At 37.9% G+C, this 17,455-nt stretch carries 10 protein-coding genes and 1 riboswitch; of the genes, 4 read left to right on the plus strand and 6 right to left on the minus strand.

The window, feature by feature from the left end; genetic code table 11:
- Window positions 1-46: 46 nt before the first annotated feature.
- Both ASU03_RS16395 and ASU03_RS16400 read left to right on the plus strand, forming a co-directional pair.
- Entirely contained in the window at window positions 47-919 is an 873-nt protein-coding gene (locus tag ASU03_RS16395; RefSeq protein ID WP_231731614.1) for a pirin family protein, read from the plus strand.
- An 86-nt stretch (window positions 920-1,005) separates the two neighbouring features.
- Window positions 1,006-2,019, plus strand: coding sequence for a glutathione S-transferase family protein (locus ASU03_RS16400; protein WP_057832840.1), 1,014 nt, complete (start codon window positions 1,006-1,008; stop codon window positions 2,017-2,019).
- 574 nt (window positions 2,020-2,593) lie between these two features.
- Here ASU03_RS16400 and ASU03_RS16405 read toward each other — a convergent pair.
- From ASU03_RS16405 to ASU03_RS16430, 6 genes are all read right to left on the minus strand, one after another.
- On the minus strand, window positions 2,594-2,893 hold the full coding sequence (locus tag ASU03_RS16405) for a response regulator (protein ID WP_057832841.1): 300 nt from the start codon (window positions 2,891-2,893) through the stop codon (window positions 2,594-2,596).
- Between the two features lie 81 nt (window positions 2,894-2,974).
- Complete coding sequence (locus tag ASU03_RS16410) at window positions 2,975-4,204, minus strand: EAL and HDOD domain-containing protein (RefSeq protein WP_057832842.1); 1,230 nt, start codon at window positions 4,202-4,204, stop codon at window positions 2,975-2,977.
- Window positions 4,205-4,515: 311 nt separating this feature from the next.
- On the minus strand, window positions 4,516-7,827 hold the full coding sequence (locus tag ASU03_RS16415; protein WP_057832843.1) for a ligand-binding sensor domain-containing protein: 3,312 nt from the start codon (window positions 7,825-7,827) through the stop codon (window positions 4,516-4,518).
- Between the two features lie 491 nt (window positions 7,828-8,318).
- The gene (locus ASU03_RS16420; protein WP_057832844.1) at window positions 8,319-8,699 is read right to left on the minus strand and encodes a hypothetical protein; all 381 of its coding nucleotides are present in this window, start codon (window positions 8,697-8,699) and stop codon (window positions 8,319-8,321) included.
- Window positions 8,700-8,937: 238 nt separating this feature from the next.
- Window positions 8,938-9,720, minus strand: a complete 783-nt coding sequence (locus ASU03_RS16425) for a DUF4097 family beta strand repeat-containing protein (protein WP_057832845.1) — start codon at window positions 9,718-9,720, stop codon at window positions 8,938-8,940.
- Between the two features lie 162 nt (window positions 9,721-9,882).
- Window positions 9,883-10,917, minus strand: a complete 1,035-nt coding sequence (locus ASU03_RS16430; protein WP_057832846.1) for a YeiH family protein — start codon at window positions 10,915-10,917, stop codon at window positions 9,883-9,885.
- A 229-nt stretch (window positions 10,918-11,146) separates the two neighbouring features.
- On the opposite strand from ASU03_RS16430, the gene ASU03_RS16435 reads away from it, so the two are divergent.
- Complete coding sequence (locus ASU03_RS16435) at window positions 11,147-12,031, plus strand: LysR family transcriptional regulator (protein ID WP_057832847.1); 885 nt, start codon at window positions 11,147-11,149, stop codon at window positions 12,029-12,031.
- 269 nt (window positions 12,032-12,300) lie between these two features.
- Window positions 12,301-12,382: riboswitch (cyclic di-GMP riboswitch) on the plus strand.
- Window positions 12,383-12,647: 265 nt separating this feature from the next.
- Window positions 12,648-17,177: a DNRLRE domain-containing protein gene (locus ASU03_RS16440; RefSeq protein WP_057832848.1), complete on the plus strand. Its 4,530-nt coding sequence runs from the start codon at window positions 12,648-12,650 to the stop codon at window positions 17,175-17,177.
- Window positions 17,178-17,455 lie beyond the last annotated feature (278 nt).

Here is a 17,455-nt window from a genome sequence, read left to right on the forward strand (position 1 = left end):
CCTGGTAAACCACAAAAAAAAACAACTTGATAAAATGGAGTTACAGATGAAAGCCAGAACACTCATTAAAACTTTTTCCGGCATTGATACCGCTGACGGTGATGGCGTTAAGCTTACCCGCATAATTGGTTCTCCCCAATTGAACATGCTTGATCCGTTTTTATTGCTCGATTGCTTTGAAAGCGACCAAGCAGAAGACTACATCGGTGGTTTTCCTGAACATCCACATCGAGGTTTTGAAACGGTAACCTATTTACTCGATGGTAAAATGCGTCATAAAGACAATGCCGGCCATGAAGGTGTAATTGAACCCGGTGGCGTGCAATGGATGACAGCAGGGCGCGGCATATTGCACTCTGAAATGCCTGAGCAAAAAGATGGCTTACTGCGCGGCTTTCAATTGTGGGTCAACCTACCAAGATCTGCCAAAATGACGGCACCACGTTATCAAGAATTTGCCCCCGAAACCATAGCGGTTGAACAGTTAAAAAATGGTGGCAGAGTTAAAGTGATTGCTGGTAAAACCGACCAAGGCACTATTGGGCCAGTAAAAAATGACTACGTTTTCCCCACCTATATGGATATTATTTTGCCCCTAGGCAGCAGCTTTAACCAAGGCATAACTAAAGGCCATAACGCTTTTATTTACCTGCTTGAGGGCGAGGTCCTTATTAAAGGTGAGAGCAACAGTAACAGCGTTCTAACTAGTAACGGAGCACAAACATTGACGGCTAAAAAGTTAGGCATACTCAGTGATGGCGAGCAAGTTAACATAACAGCTACTAAACAAGGCAGTCGATTTTTATTAATCGCTGGCAAACCATTGAACGAGCCTGTAGCCCGTGGCGGTCCTTTTGTTATGAATAGCCAAGCGGAAATACAGCAAGCTTTTGTTGATTACCAAGCTGGACTTTTTTAATAATATCAATCCGTATAAAATCATTTAAAACTAAACAAGCAGTACATTTTCAATACAGTATTTTTAAAATTTTTTGGAGCAAAAGTATGGGATTATTAGTAGACGGTAAATGGCAAAACCAATGGTACGACACTAAATCATCGGGCGGCCGTTTTGAACGTAAAGCCTCCAGTTTTCGTCATTGGATAACCCGCGACGGCAGTGCTGGCCCGTCTGGCATTGGCGGCTTCAAAGCCGAGGCCAATCGCTATCACCTGTATGTGTCACTGGCATGTCCTTGGGCACATCGCACCATCATTTATCGTAAACTCAAGGGCTTAGAAGAAATGATTTCAATGTCAGTGGTCAATGCTTTTATGGGCGATGAAGGCTGGACTTTTGCACCCGGTGAAGGCGTTATTGCCGACCCTATTTTTAATGCCACTAACGTCCATGAAATTTATACGGCGGCACAAGTAGATTATACTGGTCGTGTCACTGTGCCTATTTTATGGGATAAAAAAACTAATACCATAGTGAGTAACGAGTCAGCAGAAATTATTCGTATGTTTAACTCCGCCTTTGATCAAGCCGGCGCGCTGCCAGGTGATTTTTCTCCGCCAGAATTATTGGCTGAAATTGATGAGCTAAATGACTTTATTTACCCCACCATTAATAACGGTGTTTATCGTGCCGGTTTTGCCACTACGCAAGAAGCTTATGACGAAGCAGTGATCGAAGTATTTGCGGCCCTAGATAACATAGAAACACGCTTAACTAAACGTCGTTACCTAACTGGTAATACTATTACCGAAGCAGACTGGCGCTTATTTACTACCTTAGTTCGTTTTGATGCCGTCTATGTTGGTCACTTTAAATGTAACTTACGCCGCATTGTTGATTACCCCAATATTTGGGCTTATCTGCGCGATTTATATCAAGTACCCGGTATTGCTGACACAGTTGCTATGGACTACATCAAAGCGCATTACTATGGCAGTCACGAAACCATTAACCCAACACGGGTAATTCCTGCTGGACCAGTACTAGATTTTACTAGTAAACATCATAGGGAGAAGCTTAGTTCAGCTAACTTAGCTGCAGAAAATTCAGTTGCGTAAAGTTACTAACAATAATTGAATTAACAGCCTTTATACTTGTTAAGTATAAAGGCTGTTGCATCGCTGATGTGAACGACAAAACTAATTCAACCGGTGCAGTAGCTACCATTACCTGCCATTGATTTATAAATAATTAAACCTTAACAAATCTCACCACTGCTAGTTACACATGTTGAGCGTCATAAACCATGAGTACTACGACAGAATATCGGTTTTAGCTGCTCTGTACAATAAGCATTCATAACACGATACGGTCTTAATTTGTTGTTAAAAAGCATCCAATCGAACGATCACTTTGATAGGTTGGTGTCACTTCGGCAATCATGTCTCCGCGGAAATGGTCACCCGCTACTATGCTCGAGAGTTAGTTCTCATCCATATTGGCGCTGCAGTTTTCCATGGCTTAACTAAAAAAGATGGGGTTTTTCTTGATACTCGCGATCTTATTGAAATAAAATTCGAATGATTTGACAAAAATGATATTACTTGTCTTTATTTTTGCAAAAAATGGACATCACCAGATCACCCAATTTATTGCGGATATCGTTTTTCGTTAAAGTAAAATCTGCACCGATTAAATTTGCAACATGTAAAATAGTAGCGGTATCATTTTTTTTAAAGTACTCCCTGATACAGCGATTATGGGCACATCACTTATTTCTTTAATAAACTCGATAACTTCATAACCGTTGGTATTGGGCATTTCAATATCAGTAATAACTAAATCGGGTTGAAATAAAAGTAATTTATTTTTGGCCTCAACAGCACAAGAAAATTTTCTAATATTTAGCGGAGCATTGACTTCTTTTGATAATATTTCTTCGGTAATTTTGAGCGCTACTTTAGAGTCATCTATGATCATAATGTTAAACATTTGTTATGTCCTTATCTTTACCATGACTTAAAAAACAACTTAAGTGCTTCATTTTAAATCTGATAAACAATGTTTACATGCCTATGGGCAAGTTGCACAACACCACTTTAATGCATCATGATAGTTCATCAATAACATCTCTTCTGATATATCGTGTTTAGCCATGATGGTACAGGGTTCGTATTGGTTGTCTGAGAATTCATAATGCTTTACTATTTCGAGTGCATCATGTAATAGCCCTGTTTTTCTTACTAAGGCCGTTTTTATTTCCTCTGCTAAGGGTAAATCCATAATTATTTTTTCAAAGGGGCTATTGAGAATCGCACCTATGTGGCTCATGATACCGGTAATAAAGGCTAATCCTCTTATTTTAAAAAAGGCTGGAGAAAAAGATATATATTCCATCATTTTACCGCGCACTAATGACTCTCTTAAAAGTTCACTATTACAATCAGAGGATAACTTTGACATAGCGATAATAGCGATAAATTGTTTAATTTTATCGGTTCCCAAAAAAGTAACCGCTTGCTTTATAGAGGTAATTTCTACTCGATTTTTTTCTATTTCCAAATTGACTAATTTTAGCACTCCATTCACTAAACTTACATCCTGAGAAATTATTTCAGCTAAAGTATCAAAGTTCATCTCTAGCTGACACACTTCGGCAAATAGCAGCAGCAAATTTAGCTTAACAGGCTTAATAAAATGACCAACGCTTATTTCTGGTTTGTGAAAAAAATAACCTTGAAAATAATCAATACCTATTTGGATTAGCATATTAAACTGTTCATGAGTTTCAATTCTTTCGACAACAATTTTTATCTTTTTATCAGCGATAAACTGGCTATTTTTTAAGGCTGCTATTTGCTCAAATGGAATGTCTTCTCTATCAACCTTAATAATGGATATATAGGGAAACAACTGTTCCCACTTAGGTGAAAAATCATAATCATCTAATGCTAAGATATAGCCTTTTTTATATAAAGCTGATACTACTTTAATAACATCAGGCGTAACATTAATAGTTTCTAACAGCTCCAAAACTACAGCGTTTCTATCTAACACTAAGGGTACATTGGCTAATAAAGTTTTTTCATCAAAATTGATAAAAGCTTTTTTTTGCGAGCAAAGATTGCTTAAGTCACCATAAAGGTGGTTTTGTAAAATAATTTGCGTGGTGGCTTTTTCTGGCTCTGAACAACTATAAAAATTATCTAAACTATTACGATATAAAAGTTCATAAGCATAGGTATTCTGGTTATGATCAAAAATAGCTTGGCGAGCAACAAATTTATTTTTAATCTCTTCCATGACACGTTTCCCAGTTTTTATTTTTTACTATGAATTTAGTCTAGTCACTATTTAGCTAATAACAAAAAAAGTAGCTAAATAAAACAAATTGAAGAGGCGACATGAATCAAAATAAAAGTTCATCAAGACATTAAAGAGGTCAACTCTAATATGTTTAGAGATACCACGCATTTTTCACGCTACCGAGGTGATATTGCTTACACCGACTTCTTAGTTAACGAGTATGCGAAGGTTTTGTAGCTCCTTAGCTTGAGTTAGCGAAAACTAACTCAACTCTTTGTCAGCTGCAAGTGAGTATGGTGTGCAAAAGCCTATTTATTATCCGAGGGTTTTTTATAATAAATCACACCTTGCTCAACCTGAGCTTGCAAGTCAACTGAACTTTGTAGATAGAATAACTCAGGGTTTTCAATGTTCTTTTCAAATAAACTAACCCAAGTATTTCTACCATTATTTTTCGCTTCATAGAGCGCAATATCAGCTAAGTTCATGGTTTGTTGCCAAGTATAGGCATCTATCTGTTTTCTAATAAATGGAAAACTGGTCAAACCCATTGAACAGGTCATGTTAATTTTGTGCCCATTTTCAAGGTCAAACTCAAAATTCTCAATATTTTTTCTAATTCTTTCCGCTAACAGCTGTAATTCTACTTGTTTGTTAAAGCGAGTGACAATAACAAACTCCTCTCCACCCCAGCGAATCACCCAGTCAAGGGCTCTACAGGAGCTTTTTAATAGTTCAACGAGTCTAATAAGTACAATATCTCCTGCCTCATGGCCAAAGTTATCATTTACAGACTTAAAATGATCTGCATCAATCATAATAAAACCGAGGTTAGTGTATTTATGGTCAAAATGCTCTCGCTGCAATTGCGCAATCTCTTGGTCAATAAACTGACTCATAAATCGCCTATTATGCGCATTGGTGAGTTGATCGGTTAACGTTATTTCTTCTAAGCGCATTAATGCTTGATTAAGGCTTTCATTCTTCTCGTTAAGTTCTTTGGTGCGCGCTAAGACCTTGCGTTCCAACTTGACGTTACTAACACGTACCAGCATTATTTTTTGCAACTGAAGACGAACGCCCCCCCCGACAATAGCAAGAACAATCAATACATAAAGACTATAAGCCCACCAAGTTCGCCACGGCGCAGGTTCAATAATGATGTCAATAGATCGCCCTTGATGATTCCAAACACCTTGGCCATTTCTCGCTTTAACTTGAAAAGTATATTTACCCGCAGGTAAGTTGGTGTAGGTTGCTGTTCTGTGATCTGAGTCAGTTTCAATCCAGCTTTCATTAAAACCTTCTAAATGGTATTGGAACAAACTCTCACTACTATTCAAAAAATCCAAAACAGAAAACTTAAATGAAAACACATTATCTTTATGGCTTAAAGTAATGGCTTTGGTGTGATTAATTGCTTTTGTTAATATGCCTTGTTCAGTAATCTTAACGCTTTGATTAAGCATTAAAAAATCAGTAAAAAAAACAGTAGGCGGCGTGCTATCCAATACGATATTTTCAGGATAAAAAGCACAGTAATTTTCTATGCCAAAAAATATTTTTCCGTCATCTGATTGATGATAAGCGCCCTGAGAAGCTCCAGCACAGCCCGCGCTTGCACCAACAAAATTACTAAATTTTTCGCTCACAGGATCAAATAAAGAAATCCCTAATTCTCCCAACCAAACTTTATCATTTCTATCCACCATTACCGCGAGTATCCTATCGGTTATCAAACCATCTTTTTCTCGATAGTGGGTAAATTTTTCACTAATAATATCAAATTTATTTAAACCACTCTCAGTACCAATCCACAATATGTCTTTAGAGTCTAGCGCTAAAGAATAAACAATATTATTGCTTAAAGAGTTAACATCATCAGCACTATTTTGGTAACGAGAAAACTGTTGACTGTTATGGTTAAACTTATTAAGTCCGCCCCCCGAAGTACCGATCCAAAGCGAGCCATCGTGACTGTTCATAAGAGTATTTATACTATTATGACTGATACTATTTACATCATCTAAATCATGTAAAAAACGGCTAAACTTATTAGAATTATCAGCCTTTCGATTAAGACCATGTTGAGTGCCTACCCAAAGTAAACCTTTACTGTCTTCATGAATGGTTACAATAAAACTATCACTTAAACTGCTGCTATCTTCTGCGTGGTGATAAAATCGAGTAAAACTATTATCCTTCTTATTTAACAGATTTAAGCCGTTACTGGTACCTATCCAGAGGTTGCCACGAGAATCTTCAAAAATAGCTTTGATATAGTTATTACTGAGACTCATTGGATTATCAGGGTCATGAGTAAAAAGAATAAATTGCTTGGTTATAGAATCTAAACTATATAAGCCTGATTGCATGCCGATCCAAGTTGTGCCCGACTTATCTACAAACAAAGCGCGCAGATAACCTTTAGCTAAACCTGCTGGGTTATTTTTATCATAGCTAACCCGACCAAATTTTTTAATATCAGGGGAGAATTGAGTTATGCCTTCACCAAAAGTACCTAACCATATGAAGCCATTTTTATCTTGAATAATGGACCAAATATTATTACTTGAAATACTATTGTCATCTTCATAATTATGAAGATAATGCTCAAAATGTTTTTTTTTCGGGTCGAATAAGTTAAGCCCTCCTTTATGAGTACCAACCCAGAGTGAGCCTAACTTATCTTCAAAAATAGCAAAGATTTCATCACTACTTATACTAGTATTTTGCTCTTTATTATGACGAAAGTGTTCAAATGTTTGAGAATCGCGATTAAATTTATTTAATCCTCCGCCTCGAGTGCCAACCCAAAGGGTTTCATTTGAATCCTCGAAAATCGTATAAACTTTATTATTACTTAGGCTATTAGGGTTATCCTCGTTATGTTGATAATGTTTGAAATTACCCGTTTCTTTATCAAACTGATTAAGTCCACCATTTCTAGTGCCGACCCAGATAACACCACTATTATCTTCGATGACAGTGTAGACAAGATCATCTGATAAACTATTAGGGTCTTGAGGAATATTTTTAAAGTGGTTGAATTGCGCTGTTTTTGGGTTGAAACTGTTTAGACCCCCTCCCCAAGTACCTAACCATAAGACTCCATCTTGCGCTTCAATAATAGACATCACCACATCACGGCTTAAACTATTTATGTCATGTGGGTTATGAGCATAAGTATGAAAAGCTTCTTTTTCCTCATCATAACGTGACAAACCGCCATCGGTACCCACCCACATCCCCCCAGATTTATCAAAGAATATAGCATTAACATAGTTGTTTGGTAAGGTGGTATTGTCTAAGGGAAGATGAACAAACTCTTTATATTGATGACCATCAAAGCGATATAAACCGTTTTGAGTGGCAGTCCAAATATATCCGTGCTTATCTTGTAAAACTTTGAGAACAAAAGTGTTTGGTATTGCTAATTCATTTACATAGTTATTGAAATGGAGGTGGCCTCTTTGTGCTAAAGTTGTGGTGGAGACTGACAGTAAGATAAACACTGTTAGTAAGTTAGTCCAAATGAATTTCAATAGAGCAAAAGAGTTTAGCCAATTAATAAAAGGCTTATTACTGAGCGTTAATGCATTGCTGAAGGCATTACTCATGATAACTATTCAGTTTAAATATCAATTGAATAATAATAATAACCACCTTAAAAATCAGTTTGTGCTACTGAACTTTATTGTAGGCAATTAAAGCTAACTTGCCATTTTATACTGAGAACTAATCAGTAAAGCTTTAATGATTTTTCTGGATATTTATCTCAACAAAGCAAGGGTTTGCTTGCATCATTATTTAATCTCACATATGAGCCAGCATCAACAATCACTAACTCCATATGATAGACACCATTGCCTAAGGTGATACCTTGTACTTCATCGACAATTTTAATTTGCTGCGTACCAGTGAAGTCGCGAAAATTTACCGTAATGGTATCAACTAAATTGCCATTTTTATCCGTAAAGTTCTCTATAATAATTTATTACTTGCCATTATAATCATGGCTGGTGCATAGGCTATGTCACGTATATTGATATAGATATAAACAAGTATAGCTAGTGTGGTTAAGCTTAGGTCAATATTGAAAGAGGAGTTTTTAACTTAAGGTTTGCAGCCAATTCATCGCATCTTTTTCATTATCAAAACTTCGTGTTTGTTGCGATGCTCTTGAGGGAGACAACTTGTTAATAACATCTAAGGTGGTATTTGAGGTGATAACCATGGCTTTGGCGATGAGCTTTTGTTGATTCAACCAAACATTATAGTGTTCCAATTCTTGATAAGCTTCAGGGGTACCACCCAAAAATTCAAGGTTATTAATCAATATAGAAAAGCTGGTATCTTGTAAGTCATTAACAATAGCCTCTATACCACTAGTATACTGCTGTGCGCCGTATTCATTAAAAGCACCGACATTGCGGACAACGATAATATTTCCCTTTAGGCTAATAGAGACTTCACCATGTTCAATACCCATACATTACCTCTAGCCCAAGAATTGCATGTAAGTTATAGCACAATTACTTCAAAACTGTATAAGAAAGTACTCACTTAGTTCGAGTCTTAAGGCAGATAAGGACACAAAAAAAGCGTAATAATCAACCTATTACGCTTTGTTATTTTCACTAAAAATCGTGCTAAAAAGTTTTACTAACAAGCTTTATTAAATAGCTTTACTAAGAGTATTGCCGCTGGTTAGCTAGCATACTTTGCTCTTATATTTTTTTAATACGGACACTGCCACCACTGGTTTTTAATACCAACTCAGGTCCACCGCCATTGATGGTGCCTTCAATTGAACGTTTAGTGGTTTTGCCATTGACGGTAAACTCACTTGAGACACGACCACCGCTAGTTTTAGCCGAAAGGTTTACCGCAACATCTTTAGCTAAATAAGCGGTAATTGAACCACCCGATGTTTTCACCTTAGTGTCTTTCGTTGGATTGCTAGGAAATTTCAGTTTAATGCTGCCACCTGAGGTTTTAGCATTAATTTGTCCAATGATATTATCCAGGTCTAAACTGCCACCCGAGGTTTTAATATCAACATCACCTTGTAGATCTTCTAAAGAAATTGAGCCGCCAGAAGTGTAGGCATCAACTTTACCGGTGAGGTTTTCAATTTCAATAGAGCCACCACTGGTATTAAGATCGACATTATAGTTTTGTGGCAAAGTTACTTTATAAGTAACTTTTATATGGTTACTGCCAAAGCTGAAGCCACTACGCTCAAAATCCCCTTTAATGCTGACATTATCACCACTTTTTATGAAGCTAACCTCCATATCATCTTCATTTTTTCCGCTAATTTCTACTGTAATCAATACAATTTCTTTCGCATGAGTGTCAATATCAATGGCACCAACATCCGTTTCAATTTTTAATAAGCCGCCACTGGCAACAGTAAACTCTTTATTAATGGTTTTAGCTTGTATACCAACAGTCACTAACAGCAGAGCAATTGGGGCATATTTAAAAGTATTTTTAACGCTGAACATAGGGTATCTCCATATATTTTTTTATTAGTTTGATTCGTTAATGTTTAGTGAGATGACGCAATAACAAAAAAGGTTTAAATTTAATTTATAATTTATGGATATTTAATTTATATCGGTAATGAAAACTAAATATTTGTCTCGGTTGCCCATGAGATTAAGCCTTTAGACTAGCCATGAGTTTAAGAAAAAACCACCACAAATTAACATAATAAACAGTATCAAGGCCAAGATAAGCGGCTTAGGCCCGGCCTTTTTAATGCTGGCCCACTGGGTTTGCGCACCGAGTGCCGCCATCGCCATGGCTAAAGAAAACTGACTGGCGAAACTCAATACGGCTTTCAGTGACTCGGGTAAAATAACCACACTATTAATCATCGCAGTTGCCATAAAACCAAAAACAAACCATGGGATAGTAATAACACTTTTTTCACGCTGAGCTTTATTGTCACTGGTACCGCCATTAGCAGTGCTAGCGATACGGCTATCGTTTCGATTGCTAAGATGACACAGTACTGAGCTAAGCATTAAAATAAATGGCGCTAACATCATCACACGAATAAGTTTAACAACCACTGCCGTTTGCATGGTTTCATCATTAATACTTTGTCCAGCAGCAACCGCCTGCGCTACTTCATGGGCGGTACTGCCGATATAAATACCAAAAGATTGCTCTCTCATATCCACCCATTGATAAATAAATGGGTAACTAAACATGGCTAAGGTACCAAAAAGTACCACTGTCGCTATGGCAATAGTTACCTGTTCTTGTTTTGGTTTAAGCACAGATTCGGTCGCCAGAATAGCCGCTGCTCCACAAATAGCGCTGCCGGCAGCGATTAAGATAGCAACGTCACGATGCAGTTTTAATACCTTGATACCCACAAAAGTACCGACAGAAAATACGGTACAAATAACGACTAAATCAACAACAACGGCTTGCCAACCTACCGCCAATATTTGCTGAAGACTCAGACTAAAACCAAATAAAACAATACCCGCCCTCAGTAATTTTTGTTTACAAAAGGTCGAAAATTGTTGCTCTCTTTTGTCCTCAACTCTTAGTGAAATGTGACCATAAAGCATGCCAAAAACAATCGCTAACGGCAGGGCACTCAAACCAAAAGCGGATACTTGCTCTATTTTTGCTAAGGCTATTGCCAACAAGGTAATAACGGGCAGAACTATATAGGTAGGCATAAGGCAGCTCTTTTCTGAAAAATAACGAATAAATAGCTAATAAATAGCTGGCAACGAGTTATCACTCTATGGAATATAATATAAGGCAAAGTTTACAATAAGAATAATGGATATATTTAATGTATAGTATTCAAAAAACCGAACTGTTCTTTTATTTAAATAACAGTTCGCTACGATCAACTAAGGCCAACTATTGCTAAGGCCTAATATTGCTGCAGGAAACTTAGTCATGAGTATTTCGATAAAGAAGCTACAACTATTTGAAGCCACAGCACGCTTAGGTAAACTCAGCAAAGCCGCCAATGAGCTGGCGTTAAGCCAATCTGCCGCCAGTCAAGCATTGAAAGAATTAGAGCAAAGTTTAGGTTATCCGCTATTTGAACGGGTTGGTCGAGATTTAGTGATCACAGAAAATGGCCTTAAATCCCTACCTAAAGTCCGCCAGATAGCGGATTTACTTGAAAGTTTGCAGCTTGCCAATTTAAATACCATGAGCGGTATCTTGCGCATTGTCGCCAGCGCCACCATAGCCACTTATTTACTGCCTAAATTAATTGCTAAATTTGTAAAAAATTACCCTGAAGTAGTACCTGAAATACATATAGGTAATACCCAAATGGTGATAGATCATTTAGACAAGGGCAAAGCCTCTATTGGTTTGATAGAAGGGCCAGCAGTGCATAGGCATTTACAAATTACCTCTTGGCAAGAAGATAAATTACAGATTTTTTGTCCGCCAAGTCATCCGTTAGCAAAAAAAGCGCGGATCAATCTAGAACAACTGCAACAGCAAGCTTGGGTATTGCGTGAGTTTGGCTCAGGTACACGAGCTATTTTTGATGCTGCCACTGAGCAAAGAGGCGTACAAATTAATTTAGCCATGGAGCTAAGCAGACAAAGTGCCATTAAAGAATCAGTTAAGGCCGGTTTAGGGCTAGGTTGCCTGTCACAACTCAGTATTACTGAAGAGCTAAAAAATGGCGGTTTAGTGGCTTTGGCATCACCACTGAACTTATCAAGACGTTTTTCCTTGGTGACTCATAAAGACAGTCACCATAACTTACTTACGCAGAAATTCATTGATTACTTGATAACAGCAAGTCCTAGTAAATAATACCAATTAAATTTATTAAGGTCACAAAAGCCAATGATAATAACCGTTATAAGTGAAATATGTTATTGAGTGTTAGCAGACTACTATGATTGAAATCAATAACGTTATTAAATATTTAGGCCCTTTAATAATGATCACTTACTGAGTGTAATTTGTGTAACTCTCCACAGAAATGACTAGCGGTAAATAGCACCACCATGGATGAATAATAAGATTATATCACTGTAGTAAACAGTGATTAACTTGATAAGTAAGAAGTAATAGAACTACACTCTAGCAAGCAAACCATGTGAAAACATGGGACGCAAAGCCACCGGTCTAAGGATTTTCTATGACAGCGGGGTTGCCAATGTAAGGATTAAAACATTGTCAAATAACCACTGAATATTCTACTTCTGGGACAGGTATTATTGTAATTGTATTTTAAATAGGCTCTGTTGTAGTTTGGTGTTGTTGAGTAAACGAGCGAGACGCATAAACCCCTCCATGGGGCTCCACACAAGCATCCATGCTTGTGAAGCTCGCTCTTATCACATCAGCAACACCTTCTTTTAAATCAATGTGTTACATTATAGGCAACAGTATTCTACAACAGAGCCTTTAAATAGGATTTATTATGCATAGCCAACTAAGCCTTTTACTAAAACAAAGCAAATTACTAAAAAAAAGAACATCTAGCTTACCACTCAACCAAATATTGTGGTTTGTGATTCTTTCTTGCTTTGCGGTAAGTATCTCTAGCTCAGCCCAATCATTTAAAACTAGCTTAACTGCCGCAAATAATGAAGGTTTTTATCAACCCAACTACCCGCTAATCTTTGTCAGCGCGCCCATTATAGAAACAGCAAACAAATATGGTGGTGTGAGTGGCACCTATAAATTTGGCACTGATGTATTATCAGCTAATAACCCCAGCGGTGGTAATAAGTTATGGATATTACTGCCTAATGGCCAAACTAAGCTATTATTCCCTCTTGATATTCATCTACAACAAAATTTAATCGATACGCCAGCAGATATGCTAAATACTGGTTCTGTGGTTGAACCTAATTTATCTGAAGATGGAAAAACGGTCTACTTTAGTTACTTTCATAATGCTGACGATAAATTATCTCAAAGTGGCTTACCTAAATTAGGTGCTGATCTCTATAGCATCAATATTTCTGCGTTGTTAGCTGATTATTCACTAGCCCCTGAATCATTAATTACCAAACGGCTGACCATTGCTAATGTCACTACAAACGGTAAGTTAGGCACAGCAGAGCTCTATAAAAATGCACTAAACCCCAAGTTAAAGAGTAACGGCTCTCATGCCTGGGGCAGTGTTTACATGCACCCAGAAGAAATGCGTACAAAAAATGGTTTAAAGCTGATTTATGTCAGTGACAAAAGACGTATCAGTAATTCAAATAGAGGGATGGGTTATGCTAACCATAACTTTAATTTATTTAGTGCCGATATTAACGATGATGGTAGTTTAAGTAATCATCAGCAATTCCAATATTACACAACTACATCAGCACTAAGTCCAAATAGATTGCGAGACGGTATCGCCTTTTCATATCAGGCTACCACCGAAGATGCTCGTCATTGGCAGGTTCAAGGCATAAGTTCATCTGGACAATGGTATCCACTATTTGGTTACGGAAATTCTCCGGAGGCAGCTCACCTAAGCACTTTTTGTGTTAAAGAAAAAGGTCAAAACCCCGGAGACTATCTTATTACCACCAGCTATTACAATTTAAACAATAATGGTTTTGGTGCATTACATAGCCTAAAATTATCCATGGCTGGCATGAATGCTTATGACCTACCCCAAGGCAACGTTATAGTGCCGCGCCAATTAGGAGCAAAATTACTTACCAAAGGGGTAACTATTGGTGATTTACCCTCTAGAATGCATAATGGTAAATCATTAGGTAAATTCACCACGCCTCGATGTGGTATGGCTGATGAGTTGTTTTTTGCCCACACCACAACGAGTGCAAATAGCAGAGGACTTGATAGTGATAATAGTAAAGGCATTTATCGATCGTATATCGGTTTTAGAAATAATTTAGAGCCCTTTGATGCAACAGCCGAAGTAAATATTGATACTGGTGAGGGTATTGCAAAAGTAATTGCCGATGATACCGGTACAGTAAATCTGCTGTGGCCATTGCCCGTGCTAACCTGGCAACAACGTAGCGGAGATGTTGAACAAACGTATTCGGCACCAGCAGTAGCCTCTAGCACAAGTATCCAAGCAGGTGATCCCTATGCTCAAGTGGGTACTTCTGCCTTATGGAATACCGACCGTAGACCTTTTGATTGTTGGCTTGGCGCACGTGGCCAAGTACCTTATAGCCCCAATCAAGCACTCAACAACATTAACGCTGAAATGCAAGAACTGGTTAATCAATCTGCGGGATTAAATCGAGTTCAAAACCAAGCCGATTATTGCGAATATCTGCTACCTGAAAATGTTTTAGGTATCGCCATAAACCTGACCTCAAATAAACTTAAAGGCTCCTATGGTAATTATCAATCGATAGGACAAGCCGTGAGGGAAACCTCTCGCCTGCTTGGTGTATATTCGGTTAAGGATCAGCAAGATCAATCATTCAAAGCGATAATACCAGCGAACGTACCCTTTGATTTTCATTTACTGGATAGAAAAACGGGTCTTAAGTTAACGGATACACGCAGCTGGCATTCATTAAAACCAGAAGAGTCACGCACTAATTGTGGTGGTTGCCATCAACATGAAAAAGCTAAAGCGATCCCCTTTGAAACTACCTTTGCCGCCCAAAACGACCCCATGGATATGGTTAATAAAACAACATTCGTTGATTACGATGCCATGTGTCAGCCTGAAATTAAAACAAGTCCTTTACCATCAATAGAAACACTTGAATGGACTGCTGATATCTGGCCAGGTTTTGATAGAAACTGTAGCAGTTGTCATAATAGTGATAACAGTGTAAATGAACAGGCATTAATAGCCCTGTCTTATAACAATGAAGAAACCGCTTATAATATGTTAACTAAGCGAAACTTCGTTAACCATACATTAGGCGCCATAGGAAGCCCTGCATGGTGGGCGGCAAGAGGAGAAAGGACCGATGGCCGCAATAATGATCTGGCAAAATATCAAGCTGACTATGCTAACCATAAGTGGGGATTTAAACATAGTAGCCTTCATCAAGTAAAAAATGACCTGTGTGATGGCAACTCACCCGATGAAGCAAAATGGGTCTATAAATTTGGCCATTGGATAGATAATTTTCAACATAGAGATGTCGGCAGCGGAATTTTTAATACTAAATTAGATAGATACCATCCTACGGTAAGTAGCTCAATTGTTGGTGCTTGCACCAGTGGCGATTTACACATAGGCTGGTGGGATGACTCTGGTCAGGTAAAACACATTTCGGTTAGTGTAAATGGTGAGTCTTACCTTGAACTAGTTGATCAAAGCAACGGTTCAAAACAAATTTCTTTAGGAAATTTAGTGCTAACAGATAGCATTAAAATCTCCGTTGAAGATCCAACCGGTAATACTCAACATTACCAAAAGTCATTTAAGGAATTGTCAGCAGAATGTACTGTGCGGATGCAAGGGGCAGCTACCGAAGTAACAGCAAAGCCTTATAATCACGATCATGATTATACTGATACACAAACTGACATTGGTACCGTATTAGCCGATAGAGCATTAGATTCAGCACCACCGCCTGCTGAGCCACCAGAGGTACCAAACGATAATAATGATATAGAGAGTACCTTAGTCTTAGCCGCAGATATTGATGAACCGATTGATGCCAGTATCAATTACCGCACTATAGAGCTACCTGTCATTGCCGATACCTATATTAGCCAATACAATGGCCAAGAGAAAAAGATGAACTTTGGTGGCGCACAAGTATTAAGATTTTACACTGGTTCTGCTCGCCGTGTGCTCATCAAAGCGGATTTATCTAACGCACCTCAAAATAAAAAATTAATAAAGGCTAGCCTTAAGGTTTTTGTCCAGAAAGTTTCATATCCATCTGCACCAAAGTTACTCGTTTTTAAAGTAACGAAACCTTGGATTGAAGGCACGAAAAGTTGGGGTGTATGGCCAGATGGTGTTACTTGGCTAGAAAATGATTACTTCGATCATGAGCAAAGTACTAAAAACAATTGGCTTACTCCTGGTGGCGATTTAGATCTGCTAAGTGATTATGGTTATGGTGCTAACGGTTTAATTAAGCGAGCTCCGGTCGTTGAAGGTGAGTGGCTTTCATTAGATATTACCGAGGTGGTGCAATCATGGCTAACCTCTCCTGATACTAATCATGGCTTATTATTACGAGGTCTATTAAGAGCTGGAAATAGCATCAGTATCGCTTCAAGGGAAAATGAAGATGTAACGCTGGCGCCAAAAATTGAATACCACTACTTAGAAACACCAGAGCCGCCAAAAGAGGCTATTAACATTGAGAGTACATTAACCTTAGCAGCAGATATTGATGCACCGATTGATGCTAGTATCAATTACAGTACTATGGAGCTACCTGTCATTGCCGATACCTATATTAGCCAATACAATGGCCAAGAGAAAAAGATGAACTTTGGTGGCGCACAAGTATTAAGATTTTACACTGGTTCTGCTCGCCGTGTGCTCATCAAAGCGGATTTATCTAACGCACCTCAAAATAAAAAATTAATAAAGGCTAGCCTTAAGGTTTTTGTCCAGAAAGTTTCATATCCATCTGCACCAAAGTTACTCGTTTTTAAAGTAACGAAACCTTGGATTGAAGGCACGAAAAGTTGGGGTGTATGGCCAGATGGTGTTACTTGGCTAGAAAATGATTACTTCGATCATGAGCAAAGTACTAAAAACAATTGGCTTACTCCTGGTGGCGATTTAGATCTGCTAAGTGATTATGGTTATGGTGCTAACGGTTTAATTAAGCGAGCTCCGGTCGTTGAAGGTGAGTGGCTTTCATTAGATATTACCGAGGTGGTGCAATCATGGCTAACCTCTCCTGATACTAATCATGGCTTATTATTACGAGGTCTATTAAGAGCTGGAAATAGCATCAGTATCGCTTCAAGGGAAAATGAAGATGTAACGCTGGCACCAAAAATTGAATACCACTACTTAGGTGATCCCATATAAAAGTAGATCTGTTAATCAATTTAACAGAAAAACTGACTTGAATAATTAGTTCAAGTCAGTTACAAAACATCAGCCTTCAAGCTTACATAACCTCAATTTGTATTAAGGCTATGTAAGCTAATTATTCATATCAAAATACTTTGATTGAATTTTTTTCTCTCGACTTCCGCGGCATTAGCGCCAACAGTACTCCAAGTTATCATCAGTGATAACAAACCTATACCTAAACAGATTAGTACTAGCCAAATAGCATCGATGCGATAAGGAAACGCTTCAAA

The organism is Colwellia sp. TT2012, assembly GCF_001440345.1.
Lineage (GTDB): Bacteria > Pseudomonadota > Gammaproteobacteria > Enterobacterales > Alteromonadaceae > Colwellia.

Coding starts and splice junctions, on each gene's coding strand:
- ASU03_RS16420 (WP_057832844.1), bottom strand. CDS start 8,699: ATGGGTATTGAACATGGTGAAGTCTCTATTAGCCTAAAGGGAAATATT.
- ASU03_RS16440 (WP_057832848.1), top strand. CDS start 12,648: ATGCATAGCCAACTAAGCCTTTTACTAAAACAAAGCAAATTACTAAAA.
- ASU03_RS16415 (WP_057832843.1), bottom strand. CDS start 7,827: ATGAGTAATGCCTTCAGCAATGCATTAACGCTCAGTAATAAGCCTTTT.
- ASU03_RS16405 (WP_057832841.1), bottom strand. CDS start 2,893: ATGTTTAACATTATGATCATAGATGACTCTAAAGTAGCGCTCAAAATT.
- ASU03_RS16400 (WP_057832840.1), top strand. CDS start 1,006: ATGGGATTATTAGTAGACGGTAAATGGCAAAACCAATGGTACGACACT.
- ASU03_RS16395 (WP_231731614.1), top strand. CDS start 47: ATGAAAGCCAGAACACTCATTAAAACTTTTTCCGGCATTGATACCGCT.
- ASU03_RS16410 (WP_057832842.1), bottom strand. CDS start 4,204: ATGGAAGAGATTAAAAATAAATTTGTTGCTCGCCAAGCTATTTTTGAT.
- ASU03_RS16430 (WP_057832846.1), bottom strand. CDS start 10,917: ATGCCTACCTATATAGTTCTGCCCGTTATTACCTTGTTGGCAATAGCC.
- ASU03_RS16425 (WP_057832845.1), bottom strand. CDS start 9,720: ATGTTCAGCGTTAAAAATACTTTTAAATATGCCCCAATTGCTCTGCTG.
- ASU03_RS16435 (WP_057832847.1), top strand. CDS start 11,147: ATGAGTATTTCGATAAAGAAGCTACAACTATTTGAAGCCACAGCACGC.